Origin of the sequence: Cupriavidus sp. SW-Y-13 (assembly GCF_009793345.1) — a bacterium.
In the GTDB taxonomy this organism is placed as follows: Bacteria; Pseudomonadota; Gammaproteobacteria; order Burkholderiales; family Burkholderiaceae; genus Cupriavidus.
The window spans coordinates 2,186,966-2,206,781 of the sequence record NZ_WHLX01000002.1; the positions used below are offsets into that span (position 1 = coordinate 2,186,966).

The following is a 19,816-nucleotide window of genomic DNA, read 5'->3' on the forward strand; positions in this document are numbered from 1 at the left end:
CGTAGCAATTTGAACTGCTGGCCCTCTCCCCCGCCCCTCTCCCGCACAGCGGGAGAGGGGAGTAAGCCACCCTCCCGCCCCGCCGTACCCATTTCTGCGTCGCCCCACACACCCTTCCCCCCTCTGTGTGCTAACCCACAGTACCCCCGGCTCCACCCCGCTACAGTCGTTTCACGGGCAGGCCGCTGCCCGGCGGATTCACTTTGCGGTCACTACCGGGGAGCACAGGAAGATATGGGAGCCAACGACCTCCAGCCTCTTGCAGGATTCGGCGAAGCGGCGCTGCCGCAGGCATCGCGCCCGAAGCGCGCACTGATCACCGGCATCACGGGGCAGGACGGCGCCTACCTGTGCGAACTGCTGCTCGACAAGGGCTACGAGGTGCACGGCATCAAGCGCCGCAGCTCGCAGTTCAACACCGAGCGGATCGACCATCTCTATCAGGACCCGCACGTCTCGGACCGGCGCCTGTTCCTGCATCACGGCGACATGACCGATACGGCCAGCCTGATGCGCGTGATGCAGCAATCGCAGCCCGACGAGGTCTATAACCTCGCTGCGCAAAGCCACGTCCAGGTTTCGTTCGAGGAGCCCGAGTACACCGCCAACACCGATGCCCTCGGCACGCTGCGGCTGCTCGAAGCCATGCGCATCCTCGGACTCGAAAAGAAGACACGCTTCTACCAGGCTTCCACCTCCGAACTCTACGGACTGGTGCAGGAGATTCCGCAGAAGGAAACCACGCCGTTCTATCCGCGCAGTCCGTATGCAGCGGCCAAGCTCTATGCCTACTGGATCACGGTGAACTATCGCGAGGCGTATGGCATGTATGCCTGCAACGGCATCCTGTTCAACCATGAAAGCCCGATCCGGGGCGAGACCTTCGTCACGCGCAAGATCACACGGGCCATTGCACGTATCGCGCTGGGGCTGCAGGACACGCTGTACCTCGGCAACATGTCTGCGCTGCGCGACTGGGGCCATGCGCGCGACTACGTGGAGATGCAGTGGCTGATGCTGCAACAGCAGCAGGCCGAGGACTTCGTCATCGCCAGCGGCGAGCAGCACAGCGTGCGCGAGTTCGTGACGCTGGCCGCGCGCCATCTCGGCATCACGGTGGAGTTCCGTGGCAGCGGCGAAGAGGAAACCGGCGTGGTGACCGCCATCGATACCGGCCACGGCGCATCGCGCCCGGCCTGCAAGGTGGGCGATGTGATCGTGCGCGTAGACCCGCGCTACTTCCGCCCGACCGAAGTGGAAACGCTGCTTGGCGATGCCACGCGGGCGCGCGAGAAACTCGGCTGGACGCCGCGCATCGGCTTCGACACCCTCGTGCAGGAAATGATCGAGTCCGACTACGCCGCCGCGCGCCGCGACGCACTGGTTCGCATGGCAGGATTCCGCGCCTATGACCACCATGACTGACGCGCGCCCCCGCATCTTCGTGGCCGGGCACCGTGGCATGGTCGGATCGGCCATCGTGCGTGCCCTCGCGGCGCGTGGCAACGCCGAGATCGTCGTTCGCACCCATGCCGAACTCGACTTGTGCGACCAGCAGCAGGTGCAGGCATTCTTTGCCAGCGAACGCATCGACCAGGTCTATCTGGCCGCCGCGCGCGTAGGCGGCATCCATGCCAACAACACCTATCCCGCCGAGTTCATCCACCAGAACCTGGCCATCGCCACGCACGTGATTCACGCGGCGTGGCAGCACGGTGTGCAGCATCTCCTGTTCCTGGGATCGAGCTGCATCTATCCGCGCCTCGCCACGCAGCCGATTCGCGAAGATGCCTTGCTGACCGGCGCGCTGGAGCCGACCAACGCCCCGTACGCGCTGGCCAAGATCGCGGGCATCATGCTGTGCGACAGCTACAACCGCCAGTACGGCACCGATTTCCGCTGCGCGATGCCGACCAATCTCTACGGTCCCGGCGACAACTATCATCCCGAGAACAGTCACGTGATACCGGGCCTGCTGCGGCGCTTTCATGACGCCACGTCGCTCGGCACCTCGCACGTATCGGTCTGGGGTACGGGGCGCCCGCTGCGCGAGTTTTTGCATGTCGATGATCTCGCCAGTGCCTGCCTGCACTTGATGGCGTTGCCGCGGGACGAGTACCGCCAGGCCGCGAAACACGGCTTTCTCAACGTGGGCAGCGACGATGAAGTCAGCATTGCCGCGCTCGCCTCGCTTGTGGCCGAGGCCACTGGCTACCCAGGCACGATCGGCTTCGATCCGTCGCGTCCCGATGGCACGCCGCGCAAGCGACTCGATTGCCAGGCGATCGCTTCGACAGGATGGCGCCCGCGCGTCGCACTGCGCGAGGGCCTGCGGGAAACCTATCGCCGCGCCGTGGCCGATGGGCGTCTGGCCGCGCAACCCCTCGCGTCCGCGGCCTGATCCTCGACAGGACTCCCGATGAAGATTCTGATGGTGAGCCTGAACTACGCGCCGGAGCTGACGGGTATCGGCAAGTACACCACCGAGCAGTCGGAATGGTTGGCGGCGCGTGGCCACGACGTGCGCGTGATTGCCGCGCCGCCGTACTACCCCGCGTGGCGCATTGGTGATGGCTACAGCGCCTGGCGATATCGGCGCGAGACGCTGCGCGGCGTGGAGGTCTGGCGCGCACCGGTGTGGGTGCCGGCGCGACCATCGGGAGCCAAGCGCCTATTGCATCTGGCAAGCTTTGCCGCATCGACGTTGCCGCTACTGGTGCGGCAATGGTTCTGGCGTCCCGATGTGGTCTTCATGGTCGAGCCGCCGCTGATGTGCACGCCCGCCGCCACACTGCTCGCGCGGCTTTCGGGCGGCCGCGCATGGCTGCATGTACAGGATTACGAAGTGGATGCCGCGTTCGCACTCGGGCTGCTCAAGCGACCATGGCTGCGTCGTCTCGCGCTCGGCATGGAGCGATTCCTGCTGCGCCGGCAGGATCGTGTCTCGTCGATTTCCTCGAACATGGTTGCGCTGGCGATCGAGAAAGGCGTTGCCCCGGAGCGCGCAGTGCTGCTGCCAAACTGGACCGTACTGCACCAGACTTCGCCCGATGCCGCACGCGCGATGCGCACAGAGCTCGGCATCTCCGAAGACGCCGTGCTGGCGCTCTATTCCGGCAACATGGGCGCCAAGCAGGGGCTCGAGCATCTGGCTGCCGCCGCGCGACGCTTGCGCGATCGCGCCGATATCCGCTTTGTGTTCTGTGGCGATGGCGGAGGCCGCGCCGAACTGCAGTCCGCCTGCGCGGATCTTCCGAACGTGCAGTTCCTGCCTTTGCAGAGCAACGAACGCTTTCCGGCTTTGCTGGCCGCCGCCGACGTGCATCTGCTGCCGCAGCGGGCCGATGTCACCGATCTCGTCATGCCTTCGAAGCTGACGGGCATGCTGGCCAGCGGACGGCCCGTGGTCACTACCGCTGCACAAGGCTCTGCGCTGGCCAACGTGGTCAACCTGTGTGGCGTGGTGGTGCCGCCCGGTGACGACGCCGCGTTCGCGGAAGGCATCGCCACGCTTGCGGCGTCGCCCGCGATGCGCACGCAACTCGGCATTGCGGGGCTTGCCTGGGCGCGCACGCACCTGGATCGCGATGCCGTGCTGGGACAGTTTGAGCAAACGTTGCTGGCAATGACGACCGCGCCCGGCGCACCGGCCACGCTCGGTGACCGGTTCTAGCGCTAGTGCGCTAGTGCGCTGCGGCCTTGCGCGCGACGAAGTGAAACCAGAACAGGCGCCGCATATCGTCGCGCTCGTCCACTTCGTGACCGTGCATGTTGCAGAACACCTTCTCGGTCCGGAGTCCGAGACCGGCCAGCGCGCGCTTCTGCGCTTCCATCTCGGTGTAGTAGATGACGATACCGAAGCGGTGCGCCGCGCAGACCCGCAGCCCGAATCCGTCGTACTGGCGATTGAGCCGGGAGTGCCGCACGAAGTTGAACGCACCGCTGGGCAGTCGCGCCAGCACGCGCGCCGACTTCAGTCCGAAGTCGAGCGCATTGCGCGCATCGTTGGGCCAGTTCAGCATGTTGAGCAGGTTCTCGCGATAGCCAGGCCCCAGCATGTTGTGCGTGGAAAACAGCAGCAGGCCACCGGGGCGCAGCACGCGTGCGAACTCCTGCAGGATCGCCAGCCGGCCGGATGGATCGACGGCGTCGATGCCGTTCCAGCTGAACATCACCAGCCCGAAGTGATTGTCCGGAAACATCGAGAGGTCGCGCGCATCGGCGTGCAGCACCGTCACGTCCGGATGATTGCGTCTGCAGATTTCCACCAGTTCGGCGGTGTAGTCCACGGCGGTGTAGTCCGCGCTCAGGCGCCGCAGCAGCGGCACGGTGCGTCCGCCGCCCACGCCCACATCGAGTAGCGGCTGGCCGCGCACGTCGTTGGCCACATAGGCCAGGGCGGCCTCTTCGCCCGGATCGGTCACACCTGAGAGCGCACCGAACATGCGCTGCGCCCCGCCACTGCGCCACGCCTTGCGATTGATTTCGTCCTGCTGGGTCTGCGCCATCATGATGGGCTCCCAAACACATCGGTCAATACTGATTCCCGCCACCCCACCGGTTGAAAAAATTGCCGGTCCAGAATTGGCAGCACCGATGCTAGGGAGTTTCCTGCGCGAGATTTGTGCGGTAGCGCACGAAGTGCGGCGGACTCCGTTAGATCATGGTCTGATGGTTTGGAGCCACGTCTCAGACCGCCCGGGCGGGCAAGTCTGCGGGTGCATGGCCGTGTACTTCGGCTACGTTTCGGTAGATGCGCTCGTACTCGTCGAGCGCATGGTCTGCCGAAAATTTCGCTGCGTGAGCCAGCGCCGATGCGGCATACGCCTGCCGCATCGGCGCGGTCCAGGCGGCCATGTCAGCGAGTACCGCAGCATGCCGTGCAGCCCATGCCGCAGCATCGCCTTCCGGCATCCGTTCGATCAGCGTCGCCACGCCACCGGCGATCTCGCTCATCGGCGCGCGATCCGTGGTCAGCACCGGCGTACCGCACGCCATGGCCTCGATGATGGGCCAGCCGAAACCTTCTTCGAGGCTGGGGAAGACAAACACCGCGGCGAGCGCATAGGCCGCGTGAATCGCCTGCGTCGACAATCCGACGAGCCAGCGCACGTTGCCTCCCGCCGCTTCGGCCTGCGCAGCCGCCGCCAACATCTCGGCATCGGGGGCCTGCGGTCCCATCATCCATAGCGGACGGATGCTCGCCGCAGGCGTTGCACGGCAGTAGGCGGCGTACAGCGCCAGCACGCCCGCGCGATTCTTGTACCACTGGTTGCCGCCGATATGCAGCAGCATGCCTGGCACCACGGGTTCCTCGACCTCCTTCTTCAGCGTTGCCACGGCGGTGGCCGTATCCATCGGGCCGAAGGGATAGCTAAGACCGTTGTAGACCACCTCGCACGGCGGTGCGTCGCCCGGATAGAAGCGGACGAGATCCCGTGCCGTCGCCTGCGACACCGCGATGAACATGCGGCCTCGCCCGAATCCATTGCGAATCAGCGACTGGTACAGCTTGCCGCTCCAGCTCAATTGGCGGCTCGGAAAATCCCCTGCCAGCTCGCGCAGCGGATTGAAGTCATGGCTATGGATCACATGCGGATACTCGGCCAGGAACGACATCCACATGCCCAGCGCATGATCGCCCAGCACCACGAGCGGCGGCGCCGCCATGCGCCGGAGCCGCGCGCGGGCCTGCCACGGAAACAGGATGAACTGATCGACATAGCCCAGATACTTGCGCGAGCGCGGTCCCATGCCGAGGCGCCGCACGAAGCCTTCCGGGCGCCACAATTCCACGTCGTGCCCGCGTGCGCGCATGCCTTCGCTCACCATGGCGACGAAGCCGTTCATGCTGGGGCTGCCCATATAGGCCGGATGGCCGAACACCACGATTTTCACGCTGCCTGCTCCTGCACAAGGTTCGCCGGCGTCACTCCCGGCATGGCGTCTGGAACCGCAGCATGCGCCTGCTGCCGCGCACGCAACTGTTCGGCATCCCACGCTCCGGGGCGGTCATCGGGGGTGGGTACGTGGATGGTGTGCTACCCCACATCCATGCCCGGTCATCCTCTGTAGGCTCCGCAACATGAGCCCGAGGATGCCCGAGGACCCCGTATGACCGCCACCACGTTGCAGATTGCCGCCGCTCCACGGCCGCTGCGCTTCCAGCGCTGGCGGACGGCGTTCCTGCTCGTCTGGAGTGCGACAGTCGGCGTGCAGGCGCTGCTCTGGCTGAACTCCGCCAACGTGGCCGCCGCGCTGCTTGTAATCGCCGGTGGCCTGAGCGGCATCCATGTGATGGCGCGCGTGGAGCGGCTGCGCGCGTATCCGATCTCCACCTCGATGCTGCTCGGCTACACGCTGTCCTACTTCCTGCTGCCGCCCGTGGCCACCCTGCTCGAGTGGAAGCCGCTGACGTACAACCTGCACCACCCCGTGCTCGATTTCGCGCACGCGTTCATCTGCCAGATCGCCTTGCTCGGCGCGCATCGTCTCTATCGCAAGAGCCAGACGGCCATGCGTTTGCGTGTGGGCATCGTCAATCGCGTCTATCGACCGATGGGGTTGTTCCACACGGTGGGCAATGTCCAGATCATGGTGATGGGCGTGCTCGGGCTCTGTGCGATGGTGTACCAGATCTTCGTGGTCGGCATGATCACCGAAGGCAGCGGCGGCGCGCTGAACCGCTTGATGCAGGCCATGTATCCGCTGGCCTACCTGCCCTATTGCCTGCTGGTGAAGCCGCTGACCGGTGCACACAGCTATCTGCCGATGAGCATGAGATGGAAGCTCACGCTCGTGGCTTACACCGCATTGCTTGCGATCATTTCCATCGGCAGCAACAGCCGCGCACTGGTGCTGATCGGCACGATCTCGGTCTGCCTCGTACTCGCCTATGGATTCATCACGCGCACGCTGCCGATGCGCCTGTTCCGGCCACGTCGTCTGGTGATCGTGGGACTCGTGCTGGCGCTGCTGCAAGGGCCGGTCACCGATCTGGCAACCAGCATGGTGATCGCACGCGCGCAGCGCAACGATGTGTCGGCGGGCCAACTGATCAGCGCGACGATCGAGACCATGCAGAATCGCGATGCCATTCGTGACCGTCTCCAGGCCGATGCCAACGACAATCACGAAACGTGGGACGAGCGTTATCTCGACAACCTGTTCCTGCAGCGTCTGGCCAACATGAAGTTCGCCGATGCCACGCTCGATCTCGCACTGCGGCAGGATGCGTCCGCACGCGCCGAACTGCGCAAGATCGAATGGCAGCGCGTGATCACTGTGATACCCGGCCCCGTGCTCGATGCGCTGGGCGTGGCGGTCGACAAGGATTTCGTGACCACGTCATCGTCCGGCGACCTGATGCTGTTCACGGTCACGGGTGACACCGATGCCCTCGGCGGCTTCCGCACGGGTTCGATCTTCGGCACAGGCTATGCCACGTTCGACTGGCTCTACCCAGGCGTGCTGGCAATCCTCGCCTTTGTCACGTTCGCGTTGGCCGATGCGCAGACCACGCGCCGCACCTTGCCTGCGCGCGATGGCAGCCCGGTGCGATGGGTACCCGTCTTCAGCCCGCTCGTGGTCACGCGCTTCTACACGTGGGTGTTTTATCTGACCAGCGCGGCCACGGGTGTCGAATCATTGTCGGGACTCATGCAACTGATCCTGCGCGGCTGGATCGAAAGCGCCTTCATCTACACCATCGTCTTCTGGATCTCGCGCGTCTTTGTGCGCGCCATCGGCAAAGGAGCCACCTGAAATGGCCAGAATCCTCTACCTCGGCTGCAGCCTCGAAGGCAGCACTGCGCTCTACCGCGCGCAGGCGTTGCGCCGCCTCGGCCATGCGGTGACCATCGCCGATCCATTCCTGGCCGTCGATCGCCAACTTAACAACCGTTGGCTCAACGCCGCGCATTTCCGCACTGGATACCGCGCACTGCAATGGACGATGCACGACTGGGTGGCTCATATCTGCGCCACGCTCGGTGAACTCGACACACCCGACATCGTCTGGGTCGATAGCGGCGAGCTGCTCGGCCCCGACTGCATCCGCCTGCTCGCGAGCACGGGCGCCACGACGGTGCTGTACAACCACGACGACCCGTCCGGCCCGCGCGACGGCCAGCGCTTTGCCACGCTGCGCAACGCCATTCCGGCCTACGACCTGTGCGTGGTGGTGCGCGACGAGAACATCGAGGAACTGCGCGCGCTGGGCGCCTCGCAGATCATGCGCGTGGACCGCAGCTACGACGAGGTCATGCACGCGCCATATGCCAGTGACGACGAGATCCCGGACAGCTTCCGCTCCGAAGTCGCTTTCATCGGCACGTGGATGCGCAACGAGCCGCGCGACAAGCTCATTGCCGATCTCATCACGCGCGGCATTCCGGTCTCGATCTGGGGCGCGCGCTGGGGCATGTCCTCGTTCTGGCCAATGCTGCGGCCTCATCATCGTGGCGGCAACCTCAATGGACGCGACTACGTGGCGGCCATGCAGGGCAGCAAGATCTGCATCGGTCTGTTGTCGTCGGGAAACCGCGACCTGCACACCACGCGCACGATGGAGATTCCGTACGCCGGCGGCCTGCTCTGCGCCCAGCGCACGCGAGACCACCTGGCCATGTTCGAAGAAGGCCGCGAAGCCGTGTTCTGGAACGATGCTGACGAGTGCGCGCACTGGTGCCGCACGCTGCTCGACAACACCGCGCGACGCGAAGCCATCCGCGTGGCGGGCATGCAGCGGGTACGCGCCAATGGCGCCGGCAACCAGGATATCTGCGCACGCGTGGTGGAATCGGCGCTGCAGTTGCGTGCCAGTGCCGCCATGCCCACGCGCGAGGTGCGCACGCTGACACCAGCGCTGGCCGATGTGGCGGTGGAGTCGTAGAAGCGACGAAGATTTCGCGTGGGGGAAGGACCGATACGGGCCGCGTTGAGCGGCCCGTGTTGTTTGCCTGAGGGGCTAGACCGGTTGCAACGCGGCGCCAGGCGCGCCGACGATCTCCAACAGCCGATCCGCAAAGCGGCTGCTCTGGAAGCGCTGCTCGAAGCAAGCCATCGCCTGCTCGCGCATCCGCGCACGATCCGATGCCGGCGTGCCAATCCACTGGCGCAGCACGCGCTCGGCATCTTCCTGCGTATCGTCGCAGATCATGCCCGCGCCATCGCCTTCGATCTCGCGCCAGATATTGACCTTGTTCGATATCAGCACGGGCACGCCGCAAGCCAGAGACTCCGCCACGGCCACGCCAAAGTTCTCCTGATGCGATGGCAGGCAAAACGCTTCGGCCGCTTCGAACGCGCCCCATTTCAGATCGCCCTGCAACATGCCGGTCCATGTCACGCGATTGCCCACACCTGCTGCATGCGCGATGCCTTCGAGCTGATGACGCATCGGCGTATCGCACGGCCCCGCCATGATGAGATGCAACGAGGGGTCCATCGACGCAACGCGGCCAAACGCCTGCATCAGCAAGTCGACACCCTTCTTCTCATGGATGCGGCCCAGGAAGAGCAGGTTGCGCCGCCCGGCCGTGGCGGGAAACGCGCGCGTAAAGGCCGTGCGCATCGCAGCACGATCCGGCGGCGGCGGCGACGTGCCGAACGTGGTGACCTGCTCGCGGCACTGATACAACGCGAACGACTCTCTGGCACGCAGGCGCTCGTCCTCCGCCGTGAACAATACCGCGCGTGCATCGCGCAACACCCAGTAGTCACCCACGGCCCAGTACAGCGACTTCTTCAGATGCTTGAGCGGATAGCGCTCCTTGAACCACGGATCGAGCATGCCGTGCGTGAACACGAAATACGGCGTACGTCCACCGCGCAGGGCCAGCCATGTGGCCAGGCTGTGGAACTGCCAGATGCCGTGGACGATGATCACGTCATAGTCCGCGGCATGCTCGCGCAGCCAGCTCACGATGCGCGTATTGAAGCCGTACCGCAGGCGGCTCGGCCCCAGCGCCACGAGATCCAGCCCACTGTTGACCACATAAGGCGCATCGGGCGGATCGTTGCTGCAGATCTGCGCCTGCACGCCGCGCTGCGCCAGATAGATATCCAGCTGGCGCAACCCTTCGATCGGACCGCCACCTACCGGGTTGATCGAATTGATGACATGTAAAAGCCGCATGAAAGGTAGCCTCCTGCACGCCTGAAGATGACGGCAGCCTAGCCCCCGGCGCTTGCGACCTCCGTACGTTGCAGCACAAACAGCCGGTTGGGAGAGGCTTCGGCACCCACACCACACCCTCCCCGCGCCAATGTGGTGAAACGTACCGAAGCCACGGCCCCACGCTCCTACTCTCGCATCATCAGAAGCTGTGGCCGCGGGTTGCGCGGCATGCACGCTTGGGCTCTGGGTTGGTTCTGGTTGGGAGAATCGAGATGTCATCAGGTCGCTTCGCCATGTTTCCCGTAGGTTCCGCACTGGTCACCCTGTGCGCCGCCGCTTTGCTTTCCGCATGTGCCGCAGCGCCGGGCATGCGTATCTCCGATGCCGCCATGCAGGCGTCCGGCGGTGATAGCGAAAAGCCGCCCGAGATCACGCCGATCACGCTCAAGCTCAATGAAGAGTTGCGCAAGAACGCCAAGCCTACCAACGTAGGTGTGGAGCAACTGTTCGGCACACCGCAGCCCTATCGCGTCGGTCCCGGCGACATCATTTCCGTCGTGGTCTGGGATCACCCCGAGCTCGTGTTCCCGACGCAGACGTACAGCGTGGCCACGGCGATGGAGATTCCGGTCACCAGCGGCGGATCGAACATGCCGGGTTATGTGGTCAGCCCCAGCGGCGACATCCAGTTTCCCTATGCGGGCGTGTTGCACGTGGCCGGCAAGACCACGAATGATCTGCGCGAGGAAATGTCGCGCGTGATCTCGCGTGTGGTGCGCAATCCGCAGATGACGGTGCGCGTGCTCGGCTTCCGCAGCCAGCGCGTGTATGTGGACGGCGAGGTGAAGACGCCGGGTGCGCTGCCGATCGACGATGCGGCGATGACGCTCGTGGAAGCGCTGAATCGCGCTGGGGGCGTGCTGAACCTGACCGGCGACAACAGCCGCATCCGCGTGACGCGCGGCGAGCAGACGTGGTACGTGGACATGCCCGCGCTGCTGCGCAAGGGCGTGGACCCCGCACGCATCCTGCTGCGCAATGGCGACATCGTGCGCGTGGAACAGCGCGAAGGCAGCAAGATCTTCGTCACCGGTGAAGTGGTCAAGCCGGTCTCGCTGCTGATGCGCGACGGCAAGATGTCTCTCAACGAGGCCCTGGGCGACGCCGGTGGCGTAAACCCCGGCACTGCAAACGCCGGGCAGATCTTCGTGATCCGCAAGAAGGAAGACGGCGCGCCGCAGGTGTTCCACCTTGATGGCACCTCGCCGGTTGCACTGGCCGTGGCCGAGGGCTTCGAGATGCATCCCAAGGACGTGGTCTATGTCGATGCCAACGGCATCGTGCGCTGGAGCCGCGTCATGAGCATGCTGGTCCAGCCGATCACGGGCACCGCCGGCTTCATGCGTTATTGAGCAACATCGAGGAACGTCGTGACAAAGATTCGTTCGATTCTTGTGGTCTGCCTCGGCAATCGGTGCCGTAGTCCGATGGCCGCGGTGCTGCTGCAGCAGGCACTGCCTGACTGCATCGTGCTCTCGGCCGGGCTGGAACCACCCGTGGGCGCGGACGCCGATCCGCGCGCTGTGCGGCTGCTCTCGCGCGAGGGGGTCGATCTGCGTGCGCATCGTGCACGGGCCATCGACGCCCGGCTGGTGGAGCAGGCGGACCTGGTGCTGGTGATGGAGGCCGACCAGCGCGACTGGCTGGAGGGCCTGCATGCCGGCGCGCGCGGCAAGACTTTCCGGTTATGCGAATCCATCGATGCGGATGTGCCGGACCCGTACGGTGGATCGCATGGCATGTTCGCAGTGGTACTTGGGATGATCCGGCACGGGGTGGATGCATGGTCAACACGCGTTCAGCAACTCGAGAACGCAAGCGGGTGTGAGGAGACATCATGAGCAACGTCAGGCAATTCCGGGATCCGGCGGCAGACATCGAAGAAGGCGGCGAGAAGCCGCTCGACCTGACCGCTGTCCTGGACACGCTGGTCCGATACCGTTGGACCTTCATCATCGTGGCTGGTCTCATCACGGTGCTCGGTGTGGTCTACGCGATGCTGAGCAAGCCCGTCTACCGCGCCGATATCGTCGTGCAGGTGGAAGACACCACAGGCAACCCTGCCGGCGCCAAGCTGGCGGCGAGCCTGTCTCCGGTGTTCGACGTCAAGCCCGCCGCCTCCGCCGAAATGGAACTGCTGCGCTCGCGCATGGTGGTGGGCAAGGCGGTGGATCTGCTGAACCTCGACGTCGTGGCATCGCCGCGCTACTTCCCGGTGATCGGCTCGGCCATCGCGGCACGTGCGAGCCAACTCTCCACACCGGGACTGTTCGGCTATGGCGGTTACGCGTGGGGGATCGAGTCGATCAAGATGGCCAACCTCACGGTGCCGCCGGACCTCGAAGGTGCCGAGATCCGCGTGACCAAGACGGAGGGCGACGGCTTCCAGGTAACGTTCCCGAACCAGGACACGGTGGCCGACGGCAAGGTGGGCGTGCCGATGACCATCGAGACGCGCAAGGGCACGGTCAAGATGGAAGTCAGCCAGCTCGTGGGCAACCCCGGCGCACTCTTCATCGTGCGGCACATTCCGCGCGGCGCGGCCATCGCCGGCCTGCAGACGCGGCTGATGATCGCGGAGCGTGGCAAGCAGAGTGGCGTGATCGGTGTGGCGCTCGAAGACAACTCGCCCGTGCAGGCCGCCAAGATCCTCAACGCCATCGCACAGGAGTACGTCGAGCAGAACGTCCACCGCAAGGCCGAGGAAGCGGAGAAGTCGCTGAAGTTCCTCGAAAGCCAGATGCCGCAGCTCAAGCAGCAGGTGGAGACGGCCGAGCAGCGCTACAACTCGATGCGTAACCAGCGCGGCACGATCGACCTGAGCGAGGAATCGAAGCTGATCCTGTCGCAATCCGTAGCCATCCAGACCAAGCTGCAGGAGCTGCGCACCAAACGCGAGGAACTGGCCACGCGCTTCACGCAGAGCCATCCGAGCGTGGAGATCATCGACAGCCAGATCGCGAGTCTCTCCGGCCAGCTTGGCGGCGTGACGAACAAGATCCAGAAGCTGCCTGAGGTGGAGCAGAACGTGCTGCGCCTGATGCGCGACGTGAAGGTCAGCACCGAGCTGTATCAGCAACTGCTCAACGACACGCAGGCGCTGCGGCTCACCAAGGCCAGCAAGGTGGGCACGGCCCGCCTGATCGATCCGGCTGACATTCCGCTGGACCCGGTGCGCCCGAACCGCCCGATGATCTCGGTGGTAGCTGCCATCCTGGGCCTGCTGGCCGCGCTGATGGCCGTGCTGCTGCGCCATGTGCTCGATGGCGGGCTCGTGGATGCCGACGAAGTGGAACAGCAGACCGGCCTCACCGTCTACGCCACGGTGCCGTTCAGCAATGCTCAGGCCAGCCTGAAGCCCTCGGACGAGGCGCACGCCGGCCTGCTGGCCACCGATGCGCCCGACGATCCCGCCATCGAAAGCCTGCGCACGTTCCGCACCGCGCTGCAGTTCGCGCTGCTGAACAGCCCGAATCGCGTGGTGGTGATCACGGGTCCGGCGCCGGGCGTGGGCAAATCCTTCGTCAGCCTGAACTTCGGCGCGATTGCCGCCAAGGCGGGCCGCAAGGTGATCCTGATCGACGCCGACCTGCGGCGCGGCAGCCTGAACCATGCGCTGGGCCGCATGCGCACGCCAGGCCTGACGGAAGTGCTGACCGGTGCGGACTTCGACAACGTGGTGCAGCGCGATGTGGTGCCCGGACTCGACTTCCTCGCCACAGGCACGCAACCGCCGCTGGCCGCCGACCTGCTGGAGCATCCGGCGATGGGCGAGCTGCTGGAGTTGCTGAAGACACGCTACGACCTGATCCTGCTCGATACGCCGCCGGTATTGGCTGCCACCGACGCCACGATCCTGGCCAAGCATGCCGGCGCCGTGTTTGCAGTAGCACGTGCGGACAGCACCACGGCGCGCGAGTTGATCGCGTCGCAACGTGCGCTGAAGCAGGCGGGCAGCGACATCAAGGGCGTGCTGTTCAACGGCCTGCATGTGGAAGGCCGCTGGTATCGGCCGCACGCGATGTATGGCAAGTATCGCTACATGAGCCAGTACGGCAAGGTCCACGGCAAGCGCGCGTAGTTCCCATCCACACAACATGGCTCAAACATGCCCGGCATCTCTGTCATCGTCCTGACGAAAAACGAAGAACAAGACCTGCCGGGCTGCCTGCGCAGCCTGGCGTGGTCCGACGATATCGTGGTGTATGACTCGATGAGCGATGACCGCACCGTCGAGATTGCGAAACAGTTCGGCGCGCGCGTGATACAGCGGCCATTCGACAACTGGTCGGCGCACCAGAACTGGGGGCTGAAGCACATCGACTTCCGGAATCCCTGGGTTTACTACTCCGATGCCGATGAACGCGTGACGCCCGAACTGGCCAGCGCGATGCAGCGGGCCGTGGCCGACGCCGGCGACAACGTGGCTTTCCGCGTCAGGCGGCGCGATCACTTCATGGGATCTTGGCTGCGGCATGTGGCACCCTCGCCGTTCAACATCCGCCTGTTCCGCCCCGAACGCATCCGCTATGAACGGCTCTGCAATCCGGTGACGCTGGTGGATGGTCCCACGGGCGATATCGGCGCGCACTTCGACCACTACCCGTTCAGCAAGGGCATCACGCACTGGTACGACAAGCACAATCGCTACAGCAGTTTCGAAGCTGAACAGATCCTGCTGAATCGCGCCAATGGTAGGCAGTTCAGCATCTGGCGCGCGTTCTTCGACGGTGACCGCAACGAACGCCGCTTCCATCAAAAGGAGCTTTACTATCGGCTGCCGTTCCGGCCTGTGGTGATGTTCCTGCTGCTCTACTTCTTCCGTGGCGGCATCCTCGATGGCCGCGCGGGGCTGACGTTCTCGCTGCTGCGCGCGTTCTATGAGTACATGATCGTGCTGAAGGTCAGGGAAGCGCAGTGCAAGCCGAAGGTGAAGGAAGAGGCTGTGCTGGAGGGGACGACGGAGCAGGTTTGATCGCGGCTCCTGGTTGTTACTCCCCTCTCCCATGAGATGGGAGAGGGGAGAAAACCCTGAGTACGCGAATCACTGCCGGCTTTCTTCCTCTCCAATATCCAATCGCCTTCTCTGACTGAAATTCCGCGCAATTTCAAGATTGCGCCATTGCGGCCCGGAAAGCGGCGGACCAAGAATGTATGTCTCTTTCACATGGAGACACACATGGCAGACATCAGATACGCGCTCAAGCACGGCGACAAGACGACGACCGGCGGCACATTGCTGGCGACGAGCAGTTTCGCCACGCATCACGGAACTCCGCTCGCGCTGGAAGGGGACATCGCAACCTGCCCGGCGTGCAACGCAGACGGGAAGGTTTACAACGACTGTCAACCGTTCTGCACGATCATGGGGCGAAGCGCACTGGTGAGCGGCGCGCGCGTCCATTGCAAGTGCGAACAACGTCCTTTGGTACTCCATTCCCAAACCGATTCTACGGTTGAAGTTCAGCCAGGGCGGCCGACACCTGCGGCATTGAAGGGCAGTCGTGATGAGAATATTCCGCTAACAGCATTTCACGGTGGGCCAACGTCAAATCAATCTGAGAATGCCCCACCACAAACAGCCACCGGACAAAGGGAATACATTGAGGTCTTGATTCTGGATGGCCGCATCATATCGCCCGGATCGCAATGGGGACATGCTGCAATCGAAATAGACGGGATTGTTTACAGTCGGGCACCTACGAAGTACCACAGGGGTTCATACCGTGACTACCTGATCGGCCAGACACGCCGTCCGTGGACAGACACCCAAGGCACAGTTCGCGGCATGCATCGAGACGGAGCGGGATTCCTGCTTTGGGTCACGACGGACGAGAAGACCCGCATGCGTGACGAGCTGGAGCGTCGGGTTCGTGAGGGCGCTGAGTATGGGTTGCTATCAAATTCATGCACGACCAATGTCGCAGAAGTCCTTGCCTTCGCGGGCATCGTCTCCAGCGACCCCAGGTATTTCGCAACACCTGTTTCGCCAAAGGAGATGTTCATGATGCTGGGCCGCTCCAGCCGTCTGGTAGAACGGCGCGATTACAAGAAGGGGTGGCAGGGTGGCGCATCTGATAACTGGTAAGCGGGTGGTTGGGATACTGCTGGCAATCTTCGTTGGCTGTGGCCTCGCGATGACGTTTGGTGGCTATAGATTGCTCCATTGGCAAACCTATACAGTCATCAGGCCAGTGAAGGTCTATCAGGAAATCATCGATTGGCCTCCCGAGCACACGCAGGAAATTCCGGCACTTGCACTCTTGCCGGTCGGGACCCGATGCAAGCTCGTGCGCGAGTATATGAAGAACTTCTACTCGTCGCGTATGCGCTGCGAAGGACGGATCACGGGATGGATCAACGATCAGGGTGCGTTTTCGCCAACTGTTCCCGTTGGCTCGCTCTGGTAACAGTAGGAGGCAGGTGGGGAAAGATTCTCGCTCCCCTCTCCCATGCAATGGGAGAGGGGAGAAAACCGAGCGGGATTCACGAGACCTACTCCCACTCCTCATGCTTCGTCCGCTTGCCGATCATCTTCGCCGGCGTGCCGCCGTAGACGGTCCATGAGTTTGGCAGTGACTTGGTGACCACCGACCTCGGCGCAATCACCGCGCCTTCGGGCAACTCCACCCCCGGCGAAATAAACGCTTCCGCGCAAACCCACACGAACGCGCCCACCGTGATCGGTGCGGTGATCAGTTGAAAATTGCTGCTGTTGTAGTCGTGCGAACCCGCGCACAGGTGCGAGCCCTGCGAGATCACGCAGCGGCGGCCCAGGTGGATGTGGCCCATGCTGTAGAGGGTCACGCCATCGGCCACGCCGGCGTAGTCGTCGATGGATAGCCGCCACGGTGCCCAGATCTTGACCGTGGGATACACGTGGACATGCGTGCCGATGCGCGCGCCGAACGCGCGTAGCAGGAAGCTTCGCCACGGGTGCAACGGGCGGGGGCTGAATCGGAACAGCAGCAGCCAGGTCCAGTTCCAGGCCAGTCGCAGCACGCGGTTCTGCAGCGAGAACGAGGGGCCGACGGAGGGGTCGTCTTTTGCAATCAGCATGATCCGATCTCGCTCCCGGCCAGTGCGCCAATCGGAACCCCTGCATCGCGCCTGCGGTGCGTGGCCAAGTCCTCCATGAGCGCCGCCACGCGTCCGCCATACGTAGACCATCCACCAATGCGGCGCACGCGCAGCAGCGCTGCGGCGCCCATCATCTGCTGCAGCCAGGGTTGGTCGGCCAGGTTCTGCATGCGCTCGGCCAGCGCGTCGGCGTCGCGGATCGGCACGATATACCCTTCCTCGCCATCGGTGAACAGATCCTCGCCGCCCGAGTTATGCGTGCCGATGACCGGGCAGCCGCACGCCAGCGCCTGGGCCTGCACCAACGCCAACCCTTCCTCCACGCTCGGCAACACCATCACATGCGCGCGGCTCATGATGGCCTTCAACTGCGGCTGAGGCACGGAGCCCGTCAACGTCACGCCTTCGAGCGGCAGACCGCTGGCATGCAGCCACGACAGCATGGCAGGATCACATCCGCCCACGATCGTCAGCCGCTTGGCGCGATGCGTGAGTTTGGCAAACGCCTGGAGCAGGTACGGAATGCCCTTGCGGATATTGACGCCACCCACGAACAGCACTTCGAAAGAATCCGTGGGGGGCTCCGCCACTTTCTGGAAGCGCGTCAGGTCCACGCCGTACGGAATCAGCCTCAGCTTGCGCTCCGGCACACCGGCATCGACGAACGAGCGATATGCAAAGCTCGACGGCACCGTAATCAGGTCCGCCTCCTCGTACTCGCGTTCCTCGCGCGCGATGACGCGCGGGTCGATGGGCTTGTACTTCAAGCCCCAGCGCGCGTGCTCCTCGGACAGGATCTGGTCCTGGATGCGGATGTGCGACGAACCACGGTCGCAGATGTATCCCGCGCCGCGCGACTTCACGATGCGCCCCGCGTCGCCGGCCGACGACGACAGTCCCGAATACACATCGCACTCGGGAATATTGCGCGTCACGTGCCGGCCGAACGATTCCAGGTTCCAGTGCACCAGCTCGCGCATGATGGCCCTGTCATAGCCCAGGCGCGTGCCCAGCTTCATGCACGGTGCATGCAGCCACGGAAACGTGCGGATGGCCGATTGAGGCAGGCGCTCGTCGCGCAGCTTGAAGCGCGGGTAGCCGGTGAAGACTGTCAGTTCATGCCCGCGGGCATGCAGCTCTCGCGCCAGGTCGAAGGTGTGAAACCTACCGATAGTGGACAGCGCTATTCTCATCAAGCTCCTCCGCATGATTGTCCCGCGACAGGAAAGTTCTAGCCGTGAGCCACAGGCACACGGACATGGCCAGTATCTCGCCGCCGATCATCGCGGCGACCAGACCCATGATCTGCATCTGCGTGCCCAGCACCCATGCCGCGAGCAGCGACAGCGCGCTCAGCGACAACGCCGCCACGCCCAGCCGGCTGTGCTGGTTGGTAGCAAGCAGCACCACGCGCGGGATGTGCCAGAGGCCGGCCACCGCCGCATAGCAGAGGAACGCCGCCATCACCGATGCATGGAAGGGAATCTCGCCCTTGGTCCAGATGCGCAGCAGCAGCGGCGCGCAGACATAGAGCAACCCGCTCAGTGCGATGGCGCCAAGCGCTCCGAGCATCGACGTGCGCAGCAGCAACCGACGCAGCGCGCGCATCTCGCCACTGCCGTACATGCGCGCAAACTCGGGCCACAGCGCATGGCTCAGTGTGGACGTGACCTGCACGGCCACGCGCGCCACAGTGCGATAGGTGTTGAAGACGGCCACGGCAGCCGGTCCGAGCAGGTGCGCCGTCAGCAGCGTGAATCCCTGGAAGCTCAGTGCGTTGGAAATCGGAAACGTCATGAAGGCAATAGACGGCTTGAGCATTGCGCGCACCTCGGCCCAGTCTGCCTGCCGCATGCCCCACGACAATCCGGTCTGCGCGCGCGTGCTTTGCCGGCTGATCCAGAACAGGGTGGCCATGCGCACCAGCAACATGCCGCACGCCACGGCCGCGAACGTGCCGGCCAGCAGCAGACCGGCGATGCCGCCGAGCCACTCCAGCAGGCGCGCGGTCACGTTCATGGTCACGCCCTGCGCATAACGCCCCGTGGACAGGAACGCCGCGCCCGACAACCCATTGCCCAGCGACAGCAGCACATTCACAAGCAACGCGGCCAATGCCAGCCGCATGTCGAGGCTGCCGAGTTCCGGCAACGGCAGCCACAGCGCTGCAGGAATCGCCAGCGTGGCGATACTGGCGCATGTGAGCAGGATGAACATCTGCGCGCTCTGGAATACGCGGTTGGCAGCGCGCGTATCGCCCGCGCCGGACAGCATGCTCATGCGGTTGCCAGCCACGGTGACCATGCCGACATCGGCCATCGACAGATAGGAAGGAATCGCGGAGATGACGAGCCAGGTGCCGTAGGTGCGGAGATCCCAATGGCTCAGGAAGATCGGCAGCGATGCCAGCTGCATGAGGATGTTGGCGAGCTGGTCATACGTATTGGCGCCGATGCCGGCCATGATGCGCTTAACGATCGGAGACATCGGTCATTGCCTTCTTCGTGTGCGGAAGGGCAGATCCTCATCCACCCCTGTTCGCAGCATGCGTCCACC

The 19,816-nt window shown here is 64.2% G+C and carries 16 protein-coding genes; 10 read left to right on the top strand and 6 right to left on the bottom strand.

Features of this window, described 5'->3' with window-relative positions; genetic code table 11:
- Positions 1 to 234: 234 nt before the first annotated feature.
- Genes gmd through GA566_RS25345 form a run of 3 tightly spaced genes read left to right on the top strand, consistent with a single transcriptional unit; the run spans position 235 to position 3,673 of the window.
- Entirely contained in the window at positions 235 to 1,425 is a 1,191-nt protein-coding gene (gene gmd, locus GA566_RS25335; RefSeq protein WP_137927837.1) for a GDP-mannose 4,6-dehydratase, read from the top strand.
- Positions 1,418 to 2,401: a GDP-L-fucose synthase gene (locus GA566_RS25340; protein WP_160474755.1), complete on the top strand. Its 984-nt coding sequence runs from the start codon at positions 1,418 to 1,420 to the stop codon at positions 2,399 to 2,401. The genes gmd and GA566_RS25340 overlap by 8 nt, the downstream gene beginning before the upstream one ends.
- Before the next feature lie 18 nt (positions 2,402 to 2,419).
- Entirely contained in the window at positions 2,420 to 3,673 is a 1,254-nt protein-coding gene (locus GA566_RS25345) for a glycosyltransferase WbuB (RefSeq protein WP_160474359.1), read from the top strand.
- Between the two features lie 10 nt (positions 3,674 to 3,683).
- On the opposite strand, the gene GA566_RS25350 is transcribed toward GA566_RS25345, so the two are convergent.
- On the bottom strand, positions 3,684 to 4,511 hold the full coding sequence (locus GA566_RS25350; RefSeq protein ID WP_160474360.1) for a class I SAM-dependent methyltransferase: 828 nt from the start codon (positions 4,509 to 4,511) through the stop codon (positions 3,684 to 3,686).
- Positions 4,512 to 4,689: 178 nt separating this feature from the next.
- A complete protein-coding gene (locus tag GA566_RS25355) occupies positions 4,690 to 5,898 on the bottom strand; it encodes a glycosyltransferase (protein ID WP_160474361.1) in 1,209 nt (402 codons plus the stop codon).
- A 216-nt stretch (positions 5,899 to 6,114) separates the two neighbouring features.
- Between GA566_RS25355 and GA566_RS25360 the strand changes: the two genes are divergently transcribed.
- On the top strand, positions 6,115 to 7,764 hold the full coding sequence (locus tag GA566_RS25360; RefSeq protein WP_160474362.1) for a hypothetical protein: 1,650 nt from the start codon (positions 6,115 to 6,117) through the stop codon (positions 7,762 to 7,764).
- 1 nt (position 7,765) lies between these two features.
- A complete protein-coding gene (locus GA566_RS25365; RefSeq protein ID WP_137927832.1) occupies positions 7,766 to 8,893 on the top strand; it encodes a glycosyltransferase in 1,128 nt (375 codons plus the stop codon).
- A 75-nt stretch (positions 8,894 to 8,968) separates the two neighbouring features.
- Here the strand turns inward: GA566_RS25365 and GA566_RS25370 are convergent, their stop codons facing one another.
- Positions 8,969 to 10,138 (bottom strand): glycosyltransferase, encoded by a 1,170-nt coding sequence (locus tag GA566_RS25370; RefSeq protein WP_137927831.1) that lies wholly within the window; start codon positions 10,136 to 10,138, stop codon positions 8,969 to 8,971.
- 254 nt (positions 10,139 to 10,392) lie between these two features.
- Between GA566_RS25370 and GA566_RS25375 the strand changes: the two genes are divergently transcribed.
- From GA566_RS25375 to GA566_RS25395, 5 genes are all read left to right on the top strand, one after another.
- On the top strand, positions 10,393 to 11,532 hold the full coding sequence (locus GA566_RS25375) for a polysaccharide biosynthesis/export family protein (protein WP_171020504.1): 1,140 nt from the start codon (positions 10,393 to 10,395) through the stop codon (positions 11,530 to 11,532).
- Between the two features lie 18 nt (positions 11,533 to 11,550).
- A complete protein-coding gene (locus tag GA566_RS25380; protein ID WP_283205155.1) occupies positions 11,551 to 12,021 on the top strand; it encodes a low molecular weight protein-tyrosine-phosphatase in 471 nt (156 codons plus the stop codon).
- Complete coding sequence (locus GA566_RS25385) at positions 12,018 to 14,261, top strand: polysaccharide biosynthesis tyrosine autokinase (RefSeq protein WP_160474363.1); 2,244 nt, start codon at positions 12,018 to 12,020, stop codon at positions 14,259 to 14,261. The genes GA566_RS25380 and GA566_RS25385 overlap by 4 nt, the downstream gene beginning before the upstream one ends.
- Positions 14,262 to 14,288: 27 nt before the next feature.
- Complete coding sequence (locus GA566_RS25390; protein WP_160474364.1) at positions 14,289 to 15,155, top strand: glycosyltransferase family 2 protein; 867 nt, start codon at positions 14,289 to 14,291, stop codon at positions 15,153 to 15,155.
- 204 nt (positions 15,156 to 15,359) lie between these two features.
- The gene (locus tag GA566_RS25395; RefSeq protein ID WP_160474365.1) at positions 15,360 to 16,268 is read left to right on the top strand and encodes a PAAR domain-containing protein; all 909 of its coding nucleotides are present in this window, start codon (positions 15,360 to 15,362) and stop codon (positions 16,266 to 16,268) included.
- A 407-nt stretch (positions 16,269 to 16,675) separates the two neighbouring features.
- Here the strand turns inward: GA566_RS25395 and GA566_RS25400 are convergent, their stop codons facing one another.
- From GA566_RS25400 to GA566_RS25410, 3 genes are read right to left on the bottom strand one after another with little or no spacing between them, the layout of a single operon-like run.
- Entirely contained in the window at positions 16,676 to 17,239 is a 564-nt protein-coding gene (locus GA566_RS25400; RefSeq protein ID WP_160474366.1) for a putative colanic acid biosynthesis acetyltransferase, read from the bottom strand.
- Positions 17,233 to 18,453, bottom strand: a complete 1,221-nt coding sequence (locus GA566_RS25405) for a glycosyltransferase family 4 protein (protein WP_160474367.1) — start codon at positions 18,451 to 18,453, stop codon at positions 17,233 to 17,235. Before GA566_RS25405 ends, GA566_RS25400 begins: the two co-directional genes overlap by 7 nt.
- On the bottom strand, positions 18,425 to 19,747 hold the full coding sequence (locus GA566_RS25410) for a lipopolysaccharide biosynthesis protein (RefSeq protein ID WP_137927824.1): 1,323 nt from the start codon (positions 19,745 to 19,747) through the stop codon (positions 18,425 to 18,427). The genes GA566_RS25405 and GA566_RS25410 overlap by 29 nt, the downstream gene beginning before the upstream one ends.
- Between the last annotated feature and the right edge of the window lie 69 nt (positions 19,748 to 19,816).